We start from the raw sequence: 15,057 nt of genomic DNA on the forward strand, positions 1-15,057 counted from the left end.
TCGCTCAGCCCTACTTCCACCACTGTTCCAATCCTTCGGTGACGTGCTCGACGTCTTCTGGTGTGCCGAATACTTCGATGCGATACAAGTGCGGCACGGAGCACTTGCGGCTGATGACGTCTCCGGCGAGGCAGAACGCGTCGCCGAAATTGGTGTTGCCCGCGGAGATGACCCCGCGGATGTGACGTCGGTTGCGCTCCTCATTGAGGAAGCGGATGACTTGCTTGGGAACGGCGCCCTTCTCGACACCGCGGCCCACGCCCCCTCCGTAGGTGGGGGTGACCAGTACGAAGGGTTCGTCGACGTGGAGCGGCGGGTCGGTCGGTCGCAGGGGGATGCGGAGTGCCCGCTTGCCGAGCTTCTCGATGAAACGTGCGGTGTTGCCCGACACGCTCGAGAAGTAGACGAGCAGCGGAGCCTCGGTCTCCGACAGGACAGCGCTCATGAGAACCCTCTGAGCCCGTCGGGGATCAGGCCAGGCGCGAAGCCAGCTCGTCGATCTTGTCGGGACGGAAGCCCGACCAGTGGTCCTCGTCGGTGATGACGACGGGGGCCTGCAGGTAGCCCAGCGACTTGACCTGCTCGAGGGCCGCGGGGTCTTCGGTGACGTCGAGCACGTTGTACTCGATGCCCTTCGAGTCGAGTGCGCGGTACGTCGCGTTGCACTGGACGCAGGAAGGCTTGGTGTAGACCGTGATCGCCATTTCGTTCTCTCTCTCCCCTGGAAAATCTTCGTCCGGTCGCTCGGGGCGGGCCGGGAGCTCAATACTACATATGGGGACGGACATCGGGGGGAACCACAAGGGGTAGTAGTTACACGGATGTGATTTTCCACCGCTCTCCCCATGTACAACACAGGTTGTCCACCATTTCATCCACAGGGAACGCACCGATTTCGGCCTCGTCGATGCCCGTCGTTCCGCGGATCTCGCGCCTCCTTCCGGCATCCATCCACAGCTCGGACGCTAGACGGGGGTTCCGACATCGCACAGGGGGTGGATATCTCGCTTCGGCGTGTCGCGGCGTGTCGATCCCGAGTGGATCGCACCGCCCGCTCGCCGTGTCGGGGGCACCCGGTACCGTGGTGCAGTGGCCGGCTACCGCGTACTCCTCAGAACCCCGGGCGTGGGGCGCATCATCGCCGCTCAGCTGACGGCTCGCTTCCCCAACGGCATGATCAGCCTCGCCGTGCTCCTGCACATCGAGCACGTCACCGGCTCCTACGGCGCCGCGGGCCTCGTGCTCGCCGCGACGAGCGTCGGCCAGGCGGTTGCCGGGCCGGTCACGAGCCGGTGGATGGGCCGCTGGGGCATGCGCCGCGTCCTCACCGTCACGCTCGTCTTCTGCGCGGCCGCGATCGCCGCGATGGCACTGCTCGTCGTGCCGCTCCCGGTGTACATGGTCCTCGGCCTGATCGGCGGACTCTCCACTCCCCCGGTGCAGTCGGCCGTCCGCACCATCTACCCCAAGATGGTCCCGTCGTCGCAGCTGACCCCGCTCTACTCGCTCGACGCGTCGCTGCAGGAGATCATCTGGGTGCTCGCGCCCGTGATCATCACGCTCGTCGGCACCCAGGTGGGCACCGTCCCGGCGCTGCTGCTGATCGTCGTGATCCTCCTCGGCGGCGGCGCGTGGTTCATCCTCAGTCCCGAGGTGGGCCGCGTCCGCATCCCGCGGAGCCGCCGCGCCCTCGGCACGGTGCTCCGCAAGCCGCCGGTGATCCTCGCCACGGCGACCGGTTTCCTGTTGGTCGGCGCGTGCGCGGCGGTCGAGGCGGGCGTCGTCGCGACCTTCAACCACGGCGGTCTCGAGGCGGGCCTCATCCTCGCGGTCTTCGCCGTCGGGAGCCTCGCGGGTGGCCTCTCCTTCGGGCACATCCCCATCGGCCGGTGGGCCATGGCGCGGCGCTTCGCGATCGTCACGGTCGGCCTCACCCTCACGATCGTGTCGCTCAACGCGTGGTGGCTGGGGGCGACGCTGCTCGTCGCCGGCGCCGGCATCGCCCCGGCCCTGGCCGTGATGTTCGCCATGACCTCGGCCAGCGTCCGCTTCAGCGAGACCGCCGAGGCCTACGGTTGGATCGGCACGGGGCAGCTCATCGGCGCGGCCGCCGGCTCCGCCGTCGCGGGATTCCTGGTCGACGGCGTCGGGCCGCAGGGCGCGTACATCGCCGCCGCCGGATTCGCCGCCGTGGGCCTCGTGGTGTCGGTGCTGTTCGTCCGCGGTTTCCCCGACCTGCGCCATCGCGACGCGAGCCCGATCCCCGACACCGAACCGGTGCACACGATCACTTGACGCTCGCCCCGCACGCGGCGCGCCGGGCAGACGCGTCAGTGCAACCGACGCAGCAGCTCCAGCACGGCGAGCGCGTAGGCGTCGGCGGGCTCGGGGTGATCGAAGACGAGCGTCGACCCGCCCACCGAGATCTCGACCTCGTGCGTGTCGGACAAGCGTCGCAGTGACCGGAACGACGACCTCAGCATCTCGCGCAGCTGCGCCTCGGACGGCAGCCACAGCGCGTCCTCGGTCGCCACGGAGTCCAGCGCCCACTCGGTCGTGCCGTTGAACGCCAGGATCCGCCCCGTCGGGTACTCCCGCGGCTCCACCGTCATCTCGCTGACGGTGAAGATGTCCGCCTCGAACTCCGGCTCGTTCAACTGGAACCGGTCACCCGAGCGCGGATGCCACACCAACCCGGCCTCGCGCAGAGCCATGGCCATCTCGGTCGAGATCATGGCATCCATTCTGGGGGCGCGCGGGGCGCGCAGGGGCACGGCGGCGCAGCCGACAGAATGGATGCCATGCCTGCTGCCGTGACCCTCCCCCGCCTCTCGTGGGGCGATGTCGACCGCCCCGCCGTGCTCCTGGCCCACGGACTCGGGTCCGACGGCGCGCTCATGTGGCGCTTCGGGACGGCGCTCGCCGACGCGGGCTGGCACGCCGTCGCCGTCGATCTGCGCGGTCACGGCGACGCTCCGCGCGCCCTCGACTACACGCTCGCGGCCTACAGCGCGGATGTGGCCGCGACCCGCCCCGATCACGGCGGCGCGTGGGACGCGGTCGTCGGCCACTCGCTGGGCGGTGCCGCGGTGACGATCGCCGCCGCCGCCGACCCGGACTGGACGCGACGACTGGTGCTCATCGATCCGGCGATCCTGCTCGCCGACCGCGACCGCGACATCGTGCGGGCGAGCCAGGAGCAGGCGTTCGCCGACCCGACCGTCACCGCCGTGCGGTCGCAGCACCCCGACTGGCATCCCACCGACATCGAGCTCAAGGCGCGGGCGACCCAGCGGGCCAGCCGCTGGGCGATCGAGCAGACGAGCCTGCAGAACACGACCTGGGACGCCCGTCCGGCCGCGGCCGCCCTCACCGTCCCCACGCACGTGATCGGTGCCGACCCCGCCGTCCACTCGATCTTCACCGGCGCCCTCGCCGACGAGGTGCTGCAGAACCCCGTCGTGACCATGTCGGTCGTGACGGGTGCCGGGCACTCCCCGCACCGCGATCGCCCCGACGAGACCGTCGCGGCTCTCCTCGCCGCGCTCGGCTGACGTCCCACGGCCGCGATGTCGGGCCGGAGGACCAGAATGGATGCCATGGCCTCCGCGTTCGATCCCGTTCGGTTCCTCCCCGACGACCTGCTCGCCCGGTTGCGCGAACGCGCGCCAGTGCACGACCGCGACAACACGTTCCCGAACGACGACCTCGACGATCTGCGCGCCGCCGGGTACCTCGGCATCCTGGCCGCCGAAGAGCTCGGCGGGGCGGGCCTGTCGCTCGCCGAGGCCGCGGTGCTGCAGCAGCGACTGGCCGGGGCCGCTCCCGCCACCGCACTCGCGGTGAACATGCACCTGGTCTGGACCGGTGTCGCGAAGGTTCTGCGCGATCGGGGCCTCGACGACCTCGAGTTCGTGCTGCGCGGGGCCGCCGCGGGCGAAGTCTTCGCCTTCGGCATCAGCGAGGCCGGCAACGACCTCGTGCTATTCGGCAGCGACACGGAGGCCGTACCCGACGGCGACGGCGGGTACCGGTTCACGGGCACCAAGATCTTCACGTCGCTCTCGCCGGTGTGGGATCACCTCGGCGTGCACGGGCTCGACACGACCTCCCCCGACGCGCCGAAGATGGTGTTCGCGTTCCTCGACCGCGACGAGAGCATCGTGTCCCGCGACGACTGGAACACGATGGGCATGCGCGGCACGCAGAGCCGCACCACCGAACTGCACGGCGCCCACGCCCGGCCCGACCGCGTCGTGCGCCGCCTCGACCCCGGGCCCCAGCCCGACCCGCTCGTCTTCGGCATCTTCGCGGTGTTCGAGATCCTCCTGGCCTCGGTGTACACGGGCGTCGCGCGGCGGGCGCTCGACCTCGCGGTCGACACGGCGCGGGCGCGCCGGTCCAAGAAGACGGGGGCGAGCTACGCGGCCGACCCCGACATCCGCTGGCGCATCGCCGACATGGCTCTCGCGTACGACGCCCTGCCCCCGCAGATCGCGGCGCTGAGCGACGACGTCGACGCGCGCGTCGACCACGGCGCCCGCTGGTTCTCGCTGCTCGCCGGACTCAAGCACCGCGCGGTCACCGCGGCCAAGACCGTGGTCGACGACGCCATGCTGGTGGGCGGCGGGTCTTCGTACTTCGCGACCACGGAACTCAGTCGCCTGTACCGCGACGTGCTGGCCGGGCAGTTCCACCCGTCCGACCCCGAATCCGCCCACTCCGCGCTCGCCACCGCCTGGCTCGGGCCGGTCGACGCGTGATGGCCCGCACACCGACGGCGCTGCTGAGCCCCGCTGACCAGGAACGTCGGCGGGCGTTGCGCCGCATGAAGGGCGTGGCGCTCGGGGCGCTCCTGGCCATGGCGGTCGTGTTCGCCGTGGCGTTCGCGTTCCAGCGCGACGTCGAGTGGCTGCAGTACGTCCGCGCAGCCGCGGAGGGCGGCATGGTCGGCGCGCTCGCGGACTGGTTCGCCGTGACCGCCCTGTTCCGGCGGCCGCTCGGACTGCCGATCCCGCACACGGCGATCATCCCGCGACGCAAGGACGAGATCGGGCAGCAGCTCGGGGAGTTCGTCGAGACCAACTTCCTCGAGGGCCACGTCGTCCGCACGAAGCTCGAGGCCACCCCGCTCGCCGCCCGTGCCGGCGCGTGGCTCGCTGACCCCGCTCACGCCGAACGGCTCGCCGCCGAGGGCGCCGCCCTCGCCACGAGCGTGCTGCGCGCGCTCAGCGACGACGACGTGCAGGGCCTCATCGAGGACCTCGCCCGCGAGCACCTGCTGGAGCCCGACTGGGGTCCGTCGGTGGGCGGCTGGCTCGAACGCGTCGTCGCCGCCGATGCGCACCACGGCGCGGTCGACCTGGCGCTGGACAACATCGCCGTGTGGCTCGGCAACAACCGGGACACGTTCCAGGGGCTCGTCTCGCGACGCCTCCCCTCGTGGGTGCCGAGGCTCGCCCACCGCCTCGTCGACGACACCGTCTACCGCGAAGCCGTCGGGTTCGTGGATGCCGTCCGCGCAGACCCGCGCCACCAGGCGCGCATCGCGATCGACCAGTACCTGGCGCGACTCGCCGACAACCTCCAGCACGACCCGGCGACGAAGACGCGCCTGGAGGAGGCGAAGGCCTCGGTGTTCGACAGCCCCCGCGTCCGCGGCCTCGCCGCCGACGCGTGGAACACCGCGAAGACCGGCCTCCTGCGCTCGCTCGCCGATCCCGAGAGCGCCCTGCGCCGACGCGCGGCGGCCGCCCTCGCCGACGTCGGTGTGCGGCTGCAGAACGAGGAGTCGCTGCAACGCCGGGTGGACGGCTGGGTCACCGACGCCGCGGTGTTCCTCGTCGAGCGCTATCGGCACGACATCGCCTCGATCATCACCGACACGGTGGAACGGTGGGATGCCGCCGAGACGACCGAGAAGATCGAGCTCATGGTCGGCCGCGACCTGCAGTACATCCGACTCAACGGCACGGTCGTGGGCGCTCTCGCGGGTCTCGCCATCTTCACGATCGCGCACCTCGCCTGGGGGTCCTGACGCGCAGACGCGGAACGAAACCTGCTGCCGCGGCCGCGTGTCGGTCGGTACCCTGAGCGCGTGAGCTTCGGTTCGGGGGCGGAGTCCCTCTTCGTGTACGGCACGCTCCAGCTGCCCGAGGTGCAGCTGGACACGTTCGGCCGCCTCCTCTCCGGAGAGGACGACGTGCTGCCCGGGTACCGGCTGGAGTGGGTGGAGATCGACGACGACCGCGTCGCCCAGCTCTCGGGGTTGGACTCCCATCCGATCCTCCGCCGGACCGACGACCCCCGAGACCGCGTATTCGGTCGGGTGCTCGCCCTCACCCCCGAAGAACTGGATGCCGCGGACGAGTACGAGGTGTCGCTGTACCGCCGCGTGTCGGTGCAGCTGGCCAGCGGCATCCGGGCGTGGGTGTACGTCGGCCACTGACACCACCCGTCGCAGAGGACACGCCGTCGACGTCTGCCCTCATCTCGCAGGCCCCACCTGGATATCCTCATCTCGGATGACGGCTTCACCCCGCGCCGCGTGCGCTCCGCGTCCGACTCCTCCCTGGCAGCGAAGCGGAGAAACGATGATCCAACTGATCCTGGCCCGGCACGCCAAATCGGACTGGGCCGACGAGGGGCTCGACGACCACGACCGTCCGCTCAACGATCGCGGCCGCCGGGACGCGCCGGCCATGGCCCGGTCGGTCCTGCGCCGCGGCGTGCGCCCGGAGGTGCTCCTCTCGAGCACCGCGGTGCGCGCCCGCAGCACCGCGGACGCGTTCGCCGAGGAGTTCGAGGTCGAGGTGACCGAGCGGCCCGAGCTCTACCTCGCCGAACCCGACGCCCTTCTGGATGCCGCCCGCGCCAGCGGGGCGCACGAGGTCATGGTCGTGGCCCACGACCCCGGCATGAGCGAACTGGTGTCACGACTCGCCGATCGCGACGTGCGGATGGTCACGTCGGCCGTGGCGATCTTCACGTGGCACGAGGGCGACTGGAGCGACGTCGGGTCGACCGCGCCCGACGAGTTCGAGCTGCTCACCCCCTGAGACGAGCTCGGGCCGTCAGGCCGCGCCCGAGACCCCGAAAGCCCGCGCCAGGACGTCCTCCGGTCGGCCGTCGTCGTGTTCCGCCCACCAGGTGAGAGACGCGCTCACGACGGCGGCGAGCGCGTGGGCGCGCACGACGGCCGCGAGCTCGTCGGCTTCGGGATCGCGGCTGACGAGGAATTGGCGGGTCTCGTCGGTCACCGCCGTCAATCGAGGATCCGCGCGCAGATCGAGCGCCGGGGTGACGCGAATGACCCGCAAGCGACGGCGGGTGACCTCGATCTGTTCGTCGGGGAACGCCGAGGCGACGACGTAGGCGGACTGGAGAGCCCGCACGGCATCCCCGCCGTCGTCGGTCTCGAGCGCCGCCCGGAAGCGCGCGACGAACTCGTCGAGACCGCCCCAGACCAGCGACGGCTTGCTCGGGAAGAGCCGGAACAGGGAGCGCCGGCTGACGTCCGCCTCGCGCGCGACGTCATCCATCGACACCGCGTCGAAGCCCTTCTCGTCGAACAGTCGCAGGGCGACCAGCGAGACGGCATCCGGGGAGATCGTGCGCGGTCGACCGAGGGAAGAGGGCATGGCATCCTTTCGGCACTCAGTGCTATAACGGTGCTGACGCGCCTCGCGCCATTCGATCTCGAGGAGGAGTTCTCATGTCACCGTCATCCACCGGACGTTTCGCCGGCAAGACCATCATCGTCACCGGAGCAGGATCGGGCATCGGGCGCGCCACGGCTCATCGGATCGCGCACGAGGGCGGGCGAGTCGTCGCCACCGACGTCGTCGAAGAGCGCCTCGACGCCCTCACCACGGAACTCGCGGGCCTGGACGTCGCCACGGTCGCGGGCGACGTCTCCTCCACCGAAACGATCGACGCCCTCCTGGATGCCGCGGGCGACCGCATCGACGGGCTCGCCAACATCGCCGGGATCATGGACGGGTTCCTGCCGCCCAGCGAAGTCGACGACGCGACGTGGGACCGGGTGTTCGCGGTCAACCTCACTGCTCCGATGCGCCTGACCCGCGCCGTCCTCCCCCGCATGATCGAGGCGGGGGCGGGCGCCATCGTCACCGTGTCGTCGGAGGCGGGGCTGCGCGGCTCGGCGGCGGGCACCGCCTACACCTCGTCCAAGCACGCCGTGATCGGCTTCACCAAGAGCGTCGCGTTCTTCCACGGACCGCAGGGGATCCGCGCGAACGCCGTGGCACCCGGCGCGGTCGCGACGAACATCGAGGCGCCGATGCGCAGCGCCTACGCCGGATCGCGGATCGGGCCGATCCTGCAGACGATCGTGCCGCCCGTGGCGCAGGCCGAGCAGCTCGCCGCCGCGATCACCTGGCTGCTGAGCGACGATTCCGCCAACGTCAACGGCGCGATCCTCCCGAGCGACGGCGGCTGGTCCGCGATCTGAGACCGGCGGCCCACCCGGGCCGAGTGTCCAGGACACGCCGATAGCCGCGCCGCGCATCGGCGTGTCTTGGACACTGAAGCATCGCGGCCGGGCGCACGCCGGCCGCCGCACGCGCCTCAGCGCACGACGAGGCGCGGCTCCACGAGCACGTGGGCAGCACCCGCCGTCGCGGGGCGCGGAGCCACGACCGTACCCTCCTCGCCCATCAGCAGGTCGAGGGCCCCGGATGCCACGCGCTCGGGCAGCTGCTCGACACTCGACAGCCCGAGCGCCTCGGCGGCGGGGGTGTTGTCGAAGCCGATGACAGGGATGTCCGCTCGTCCGGCGACGGTCGTGGCCAGGTGCGCGCCGATCGCGAGCGAGTCGCTCGCGCAGACGATCCCGTCCACGTCCGGGTCGTGCGCCAGCCCCTCGGCGACGACGTCGCGCGCGAGGGCGACGTTGTCCTCGACGACCCACCGCGGACCCGCGGCCGCCCCGACGCTCTCGCGCCAGCCGCGCTCGCGCTCATCGCCCGTGCCGGAGCCGCGCGGCCACCCCAGGAACGCCACTCGCCGGGCACTCCCGGCGCGCAGGTGCTCTGTGGCCGCGCGCGTTCCGGCGGCGCCGTCGACGTCGACCCAGAGGTGCGCGGGGGCGGCGACGTCGTCCTCGCCCCACGGGCGCCCGAACGACACGAAGGGCAGTCCCCGTTCGTTGAGCCAGCCGGTGCGAGGATCCCCATGGAAAGTGCCGGTGACGACGACGGCATCCACTTCTCCGCCCTCGAGCAGGTCGCCGAGGCGGTCGATCTCCTCTTCCGCGGTGCGCGCGGCGTAGAGGAGCACGCGCATGTCGCGCTCGCTCGCGCGCTCGGTGAGGGCGTGGACGAAGCGGTCGAGCACGACGCCCGCGATGCCACCGGCGTACGGATCCAGGTGGATGCCGATGGTCGAGCTCCGACGCGTGCGCAGGCGCCTCGCGGCCGCGTGCGGGCGGTAGCCCAGTTCCGCGATGGCCGCCTCCACGCGGATCCGCGTGGCTTCGCGCACGATCGCCGGCGTGTTCACGACGTTCGACACCGTCTGCCGCGAGACCCCCGCGACCCGCGCGACGTCTTCGACGGTGGGGGCTTTCGTCATCCCGTCCTCCCGGTGTCTCGACGGTCATCGTAGGTCCGGCGCGACGGCTTGACAGCGCGGCCCGCCGCTCCGTACTTTAGTCGGACCGGAGTTTGAACGTTCAAACTCTCGGCCCTCCGATCACATGCGGAGGGGTCGCATGCCTCATCGAAGGAGAGAGACACATGACACGGCACATCGCCCGCACCTGGCTCGGAGCCGGTGCACTCCTGGCCACCGGAGCCCTGACCCTGACCGCGTGCGGTTCGGGCTTCAACGATTCCGGCAGCGCCGAGCAGACCTCCGGCGGCTCCCTGTCGATCCTCATCGGCTCGTCGGGCGACGCCGAGACCCAGGCCGTCGAAGACGCCGTCGCCGCCTGGTCGAAGGAGTCCGGCGTCGATGCCCAGGTGCAGGTCGCGAACGACCTCCCCCAGCAGCTCTCGCAGGGATTCGCGGCCGGGTCGCCGCCGGACCTCTTCTACCTCGCCCCCGACGCCCTGGCCGGCTACGCCGCCAACGGGTCGATCGCCCCCTACGGCGACGACCTCGCGAACAAGGACGACTTCTACCCCTCGCTCGTCGACAACTTCACCGTCGACGGCCAGTTCTACTGCGCGCCGAAGGACTTCTCGACGCTCGCCCTCGTCATCAACACCGACCTGTGGTCGGCGGCGGGGCTGACGGATGCCGACATCCCGACGACGTGGGACCAGCTGGCATCCGTCGCCCAGAAGCTCACGGCGGACGGACGCGTCGGTCTCGCGTTCGGCGCCGAGTACCAGCGCCTCGGCGCCTTCATGGCGCAGGCCGGGGGCGGGCTGCTGAGCGACGGCAAGGCCACCGCCGACAGCGCGGCCAACGTCGAGGCACTGCAGTACGTCAAGACCCACCTGAACGACGGCTCCTTCGCGTTCGCCTCCGACGTGGGCGCCGGATGGGGCGGAGAGGCCTTCGGAACGCAGAAGGCCGCGATGACCATCGAAGGCAACTGGATCACCGGCGCCCTCACCGCCGACTACCCCGACGTCAAGTACACCGTCGCCGAACTCCCCGCCGGCCCCGGCGGCAAGGGCACGCTGCAGTTCACCAACTGCTGGGGCATGGCCGCCGACAGCAAGAACCAGGACAACGCCCGCGCCCTCGCCGAGTACCTCACCGGCACCGACCAGCAGCTCGCCTTCTCGACGGCGTTCGGCCCGATGCCGTCGATCCAGTCGGCCGCCGACGCGTGGTCGAGCGCGAACCCGGACCTGACGGCGTTCCTCGCCGGGGCCGAGTACGCCCAGTTCCCGCCGAACATCGCGGGCGCGGCCGACGTGATCACCGACTTCAACGCCCAGCTGGAGTCGCTGAAGACCGGTGACCCGCAGTCGATCCTCACCACGGTGCAGGGCAACCTCGAGGCGATCGCCAAGTAGGCGCGACCGTCCATGACCGCTCTCACCACCGCGCCCCGCCGCGCCGGGTCCTCCTCCACGGGGATCCGGCGCGGCGAGGCCGCCGCCGGTTGGCTCTTCACCGCCCCGGTGCTGATCATCCTCGGCGTGTTCCTCCTCGTCCCGGTGCTCATGGCGCTGTGGGTGAGCTTCTCCGACTGGACCGGCCGCGGAAGCCCCTTCTCGTCGAACGTGAACTTCGTCGGCCTCGACAACTACGCCGCGGTGACCACCGGCGGAGGGCTCGCCGAGCGCGACTTCGGCACGGCCCTCCGCAACAACGCCTGGTACGTCCTCCTCGTCGTGCCGCTGCAGACCGCGCTCTCGCTCTTCCTCGCCGTGCTCGTCAACCGCGCGGTGCTGCGCGGGCGCGGATTCTTCCGCACGGCGTTCTACTTCCCCTCCGTCACCAGTTCCGTCGCCATCACGGTGCTGTGGCTGTTCCTCTTCTCCACCTCGGGCGCCGTCAACGAGGCGCTGTCGTGGCTGGGGATCAACGGTCCCAACTGGTTCAGCGATCCGTCCGGCATCGTGCACAACGCCCTCGCGTCGATCGGCGTCGCGAACGGCCCCGCCGCCCTGACCGGGAACACGTTCCTCGGCGTCTCGTGGTGGGACTGGCTGGGCGGCCCGTCCGTGGCGATGTCGGCGTTCATCCTCATGGCGATCTTCACGACGTCGGGAACCTTCATGCTCCTGTTCATCGCGGGCCTCCAGAACATCGGCGGCGACGTGCAGGAGGCCGCGATGATGGACGGCGCGAACGGGTGGCAGCGCTTCTGGCGCGTCACGCTCCCCCAGCTCCGACCGGTCCTCTTCACGGTGCTGACCCTGGGGCTCATCGGCACCTGGCAGGTCTTCGACCAGATCTACACCGGAACCCAGGGCGGCCCCGGCAAGACGACTCTGACCCCGGCGTACCTCAGCTACTCCTCGGCGTTCCTCTCTCAGGAGTGGGGCCAGGGTGCGGCGATCGCGTTCGTGCTGTTCGTGATCATCGTCGTCCTGACGATCCTGCAGCGATGGGTACTGCGAGAGCGCCCCGTCTCGCGTCGACGCGCGCGACAGTACGAAGTGCGCACCCCGAAGGGAGGCACGCGATGACCGCCACGGCATCCCCCGAGGTCACCGTCGCCGCCGAGCAGGTCGTCGGCGGCCCGCGGAGCAAGCCCACGAAGCACCGCCTGTCGGGCAAGGCGCTGCGCTGGCAGATCGCGCTCTACGCCCTGCTGTGCGTGCTCGCGCTGATCTACATCTACCCGTTCCTCGTCCAGGTGGCGACGTCGTTCAAGCCGGATGCCGTCGCCGCCACCGACCCGATCTCGCTCGTGCCGCAGCCCTTCACGTGGGCGGCGTACGAACGCCTATTCCTGCGGTCGGACTTCCCGGTGTGGTTCGCCAACTCGGCGGTCGTGACGGTGTTCGTGACCCTGGGCCGGGTGTTCTTCAACTCCCTCGCCGGTTACGCCCTGGCCCGTCTGCAGTTCCGGGGGCGCGGTCTGGTGTTCGCCGCCCTCGTCGCGGTCATGGCGGTCCCGGCGGTGGTGCTGCTCATCCCGAAGTTCCTGGTGATCAACCAACTCGGCATCTACGACTCGTACGCGGGCATGATCCTGCCGCTGTTGGTGGATGCCGCGGGCGTGTTCATCATGAAGAACTTCTTCGAGTCGATCCCCCCGTCCGTCGAGGAGCAGGCGCGCATCGACGGGGCGAGCACGTTCCGCATCTTCTGGTCGGTCGTCCTGCCCATGGCGCGTCCGGCCCTGATCACGATCGTCATCCTGTCGTTCCAGGGATCGTGGAACGAGCTGAGCCACTTCGTCATCTCCACCCAGTCCCCCGAGCTCACCACCCTGACCAAGGGCGTCGCCTCGCTCGCGAGCGGGCAGCTCAGCCAGGGCAGCCAGTACCCCCTCAAACTCGCGGCCGCGGCCATCATGACGATTCCGGTCGCCGTGGTGTTCTTTGTGTTCCAGCGCCGCATCATGAACGCCAGTGAAGGAGCCGTCAAAGAATGACCACCGCACCCGCCGCCTCGACGGACGCGACGCCCACCCTCACCCACGCCGACCCCGCGCCGCTGCAGCCGCTGCTCAGCGACGCCGTGATCGTGTTGCGGGCCCCGACGCAGGTGTGGTCCGACCGCGATGGTGCGGTGGGTACGGCCACCGTGCACGGGATCTACCACGGCGACGTCCGACACGTCCGGTCGATGTCCGTCTCGTGCGACGACTCCGCCCTCGAGTGGATCTCGACCGCCCCCGACGGCCCCTCGCGGATCGTGTTCGGCGGGGTCCTGCGCGGCGTCGACGACACGACCCCCGACCCGAAGGTGCGGCTGCTGCGTGAGCGCAACGTGGCCGACGGGCGAGTGACGGAGACGTGGACGCTCCGCTCCCGCGTGGACGCACCGATCCGCACCACGCTGCGCCTGCGGTTCGAGCCGGAGTTCGCGCTGCTCCACGAGGTGAAGTCCGGGCACGCGCGGCCTCAGCCGATCGATGTCGCGATCGACGCGGGATCGGCGCGCGTGTCCGCCGGTCCGCAGGGGCTCGAGTTCACCGCGGCCGGCGCTGACGTGGCATCCGATTCGGAGTTCATCGAGGCGACCTGGGAGGTCGAGGTCCCCGCCTTCGGCGAGACCACGGTCACGTGGGAGCTCGCGCTGCGCGACGACACGCTCGTCGTCGGCGGCGCCGCGGCCTCCGCGCGGTGGGATGCCGCGGCGGTCGCATCCCCCGTCTCCGACCCGCGCCTCGCGCGGTGGCTGACGACGGCGCTCGGCGACCTGGACGCCCTGCGTCTCGTGCTTCCCGACGACCCGGAGGACGAGTTCTTCGCCGCCGGCGCACCGTGGTTCTTCACGCTCTTCGGCCGGGATTCCCTGTGGGCGGCGCGCCTCGCGCTTCCGCTGGACCGCGACATCGCGGCATCCACTCTCCGGGTTCTCGCGCGACTGCAGGGCACGACCGACGACCCGCAGACCGCGCAGGAGCCGGGCAAGATCCTGCACGAGCTGCGCTCGTCGTCGCTGGAGATCCCCAGCGAGGGCATCTCGCTGCCGCCGCGGTACTACGGCAGCGTCGACTCCACTCCCCTGTGGATCTGCCTCCTCGCCGACGCCCGCCGCGCGGGTCTTCCGTCGGACGAGGTGCGCGCGCTCCTCCCCGCCCTGCGCGCCGCGCTCGGGTGGATCCGCGACAGCGGCGACAGCGACGGCGACGGCTTCCTCGACTACATCGACCGTCTCGGAACGGGCCTGGCGAACCAGGGCTGGAAGGACTCGGGCGACTCGATCCAGTGGCGGGACGGCACGCTCGCCGACGGTCCGATCGCCCTGTGCGAGGTGCAGGCCTACGCGTACGAGGCCGCTCTCGCCGGTGCCGAGCTGCTCGAGGAGTTCGGCGACGACGGCGACAGGGCCGACGTCGCGTTCTGGCGCGAGTGGGCAGCCGACCTGAGGACGCGCTTCGCCGCCGCCTACTGGATCGAGACCCCCGAGGGCCGTTATCCCGCCGTCGCCCTCGACCGCGAGAAGCGACCGGTCGACACCCTCACGAGCAATATCGGTCACCTCATCGGCACGGGAATCCTGGATGCCGACGACGAGGCGCACATCGCGGAGCTGCTGCGGGGCCCCTCGATGTCGAGCGGGTACGGCATCCGGACGATGTCGACGCAGGCCGCGGGCTACTGGCCGCTGTCGTACCACGGGGGCAGCGTGTGGGTTCACGACACCGCGATCGCCGTCCACGGCATGCGGCGAGCGGGACTGCCCGACCCGGCCCGCGCGGTCGTCGAGGAACTGCTGGATGCCGCCGAGGGCTTCGCCTACCGCGTGCCCGAGCTGCACTCCGGCGACCCGCGTTCCGAGACGTCGGTTCCGACGCCGTATCCCGCCGCCTGCCGCCCGCAGGCCTGGTCGGCGGCGGCCGCGGTGGTGTGCCTCACGGTGCTCGACGCCGCGGACTGACGCGTTCAGTGTCCAGGACACGCGGATGCCGCTTCGGCACATCCGCGTGTCTTGGACACCGAGTCGTCCCGC

General features: G+C 70.9%; 16 protein-coding genes. 11 read left to right on the forward strand and 5 right to left on the reverse strand.

Going from position 1 to position 15,057, the window contains the following annotated elements:
* Positions 1 to 10: 10 nt before the first annotated feature.
* Positions 11 to 445: a class Ib ribonucleoside-diphosphate reductase assembly flavoprotein NrdI gene (nrdI, locus tag P8R59_RS17675; protein WP_077051941.1), complete on the reverse strand. Its 435-nt coding sequence runs from the start codon at positions 443 to 445 to the stop codon at positions 11 to 13.
* Positions 446 to 470: 25 nt separating this feature from the next.
* Positions 471 to 704, reverse strand: coding sequence for a glutaredoxin-like protein NrdH (gene nrdH / locus P8R59_RS17680; protein ID WP_022878810.1), 234 nt, complete (start codon positions 702 to 704; stop codon positions 471 to 473).
* A gap of 385 nt (positions 705 to 1,089) precedes the next feature.
* Here nrdH and P8R59_RS17685 point away from each other — a divergent pair, with 385 nt between their 5' ends.
* The gene (locus tag P8R59_RS17685) at positions 1,090 to 2,295 is read left to right on the forward strand and encodes an MFS transporter (protein ID WP_278102128.1); all 1,206 of its coding nucleotides are present in this window, start codon (positions 1,090 to 1,092) and stop codon (positions 2,293 to 2,295) included.
* Between the two features lie 35 nt (positions 2,296 to 2,330).
* On the opposite strand, the gene P8R59_RS17690 is transcribed toward P8R59_RS17685, so the two are convergent.
* On the reverse strand, positions 2,331 to 2,735 hold the full coding sequence (locus P8R59_RS17690) for a pilus assembly protein CpaE (RefSeq protein WP_278102129.1): 405 nt from the start codon (positions 2,733 to 2,735) through the stop codon (positions 2,331 to 2,333).
* Positions 2,736 to 2,801: 66 nt separating this feature from the next.
* Here P8R59_RS17690 and P8R59_RS17695 point away from each other — a divergent pair, with 66 nt between their 5' ends.
* From P8R59_RS17695 to P8R59_RS17715, 5 genes are all read left to right on the forward strand, one after another.
* A complete protein-coding gene (locus P8R59_RS17695) occupies positions 2,802 to 3,554 on the forward strand; it encodes an alpha/beta fold hydrolase (RefSeq protein ID WP_278102130.1) in 753 nt (250 codons plus the stop codon).
* A gap of 45 nt (positions 3,555 to 3,599) precedes the next feature.
* Positions 3,600 to 4,763 (forward strand): acyl-CoA dehydrogenase family protein, encoded by a 1,164-nt coding sequence (locus P8R59_RS17700; RefSeq protein ID WP_278102131.1) that lies wholly within the window; start codon positions 3,600 to 3,602, stop codon positions 4,761 to 4,763.
* A complete protein-coding gene (locus tag P8R59_RS17705; protein WP_278102132.1) occupies positions 4,763 to 6,037 on the forward strand; it encodes a DUF445 domain-containing protein in 1,275 nt (424 codons plus the stop codon). The genes P8R59_RS17700 and P8R59_RS17705 overlap by 1 nt, the downstream gene beginning before the upstream one ends.
* A gap of 60 nt (positions 6,038 to 6,097) precedes the next feature.
* Positions 6,098 to 6,448, forward strand: coding sequence for a gamma-glutamylcyclotransferase family protein (locus P8R59_RS17710; RefSeq protein WP_278102133.1), 351 nt, complete (start codon positions 6,098 to 6,100; stop codon positions 6,446 to 6,448).
* Positions 6,449 to 6,593: 145 nt separating this feature from the next.
* Positions 6,594 to 7,058, forward strand: a complete 465-nt coding sequence (locus P8R59_RS17715; protein ID WP_278102134.1) for a SixA phosphatase family protein — start codon at positions 6,594 to 6,596, stop codon at positions 7,056 to 7,058.
* Positions 7,059 to 7,073: 15 nt separating this feature from the next.
* Here the strand turns inward: P8R59_RS17715 and P8R59_RS17720 are convergent, their stop codons facing one another.
* Positions 7,074 to 7,640, reverse strand: a complete 567-nt coding sequence (locus P8R59_RS17720; protein ID WP_278102135.1) for a TetR family transcriptional regulator — start codon at positions 7,638 to 7,640, stop codon at positions 7,074 to 7,076.
* A gap of 74 nt (positions 7,641 to 7,714) precedes the next feature.
* Here P8R59_RS17720 and P8R59_RS17725 point away from each other — a divergent pair, with 74 nt between their 5' ends.
* The gene (locus P8R59_RS17725) at positions 7,715 to 8,473 is read left to right on the forward strand and encodes an SDR family NAD(P)-dependent oxidoreductase (protein WP_278102136.1); all 759 of its coding nucleotides are present in this window, start codon (positions 7,715 to 7,717) and stop codon (positions 8,471 to 8,473) included.
* Positions 8,474 to 8,589: 116 nt separating this feature from the next.
* On the opposite strand, the gene P8R59_RS17730 is transcribed toward P8R59_RS17725, so the two are convergent.
* Positions 8,590 to 9,594 (reverse strand): LacI family DNA-binding transcriptional regulator, encoded by a 1,005-nt coding sequence (locus P8R59_RS17730; protein WP_278102137.1) that lies wholly within the window; start codon positions 9,592 to 9,594, stop codon positions 8,590 to 8,592.
* Between the two features lie 164 nt (positions 9,595 to 9,758).
* Between P8R59_RS17730 and P8R59_RS17735 the strand changes: the two genes are divergently transcribed.
* The 4 genes from P8R59_RS17735 to P8R59_RS17750 are packed head-to-tail and all read left to right on the forward strand — an operon-like array spanning position 9,759 to position 14,985.
* Positions 9,759 to 10,994, forward strand: coding sequence for a sugar ABC transporter substrate-binding protein (locus P8R59_RS17735; RefSeq protein WP_278102138.1), 1,236 nt, complete (start codon positions 9,759 to 9,761; stop codon positions 10,992 to 10,994).
* 12 nt (positions 10,995 to 11,006) lie between these two features.
* Positions 11,007 to 12,116, forward strand: a complete 1,110-nt coding sequence (locus tag P8R59_RS17740; protein WP_278102139.1) for a carbohydrate ABC transporter permease — start codon at positions 11,007 to 11,009, stop codon at positions 12,114 to 12,116.
* Entirely contained in the window at positions 12,113 to 13,030 is a 918-nt protein-coding gene (locus P8R59_RS17745; RefSeq protein WP_278102140.1) for a carbohydrate ABC transporter permease, read from the forward strand. The genes P8R59_RS17740 and P8R59_RS17745 overlap by 4 nt, the downstream gene beginning before the upstream one ends.
* Positions 13,027 to 14,985, forward strand: a complete 1,959-nt coding sequence (locus tag P8R59_RS17750) for a glycogen debranching N-terminal domain-containing protein (RefSeq protein ID WP_278102141.1) — start codon at positions 13,027 to 13,029, stop codon at positions 14,983 to 14,985. Before P8R59_RS17745 ends, P8R59_RS17750 begins: the two co-directional genes overlap by 4 nt.
* Positions 14,986 to 15,057: the final 72 nt, after the last annotated feature.

Origin of the sequence: Microbacterium proteolyticum, assembly GCF_029639405.1 — a bacterium.
GTDB lineage: Bacteria > Actinomycetota > Actinomycetes > Actinomycetales > Microbacteriaceae > Microbacterium.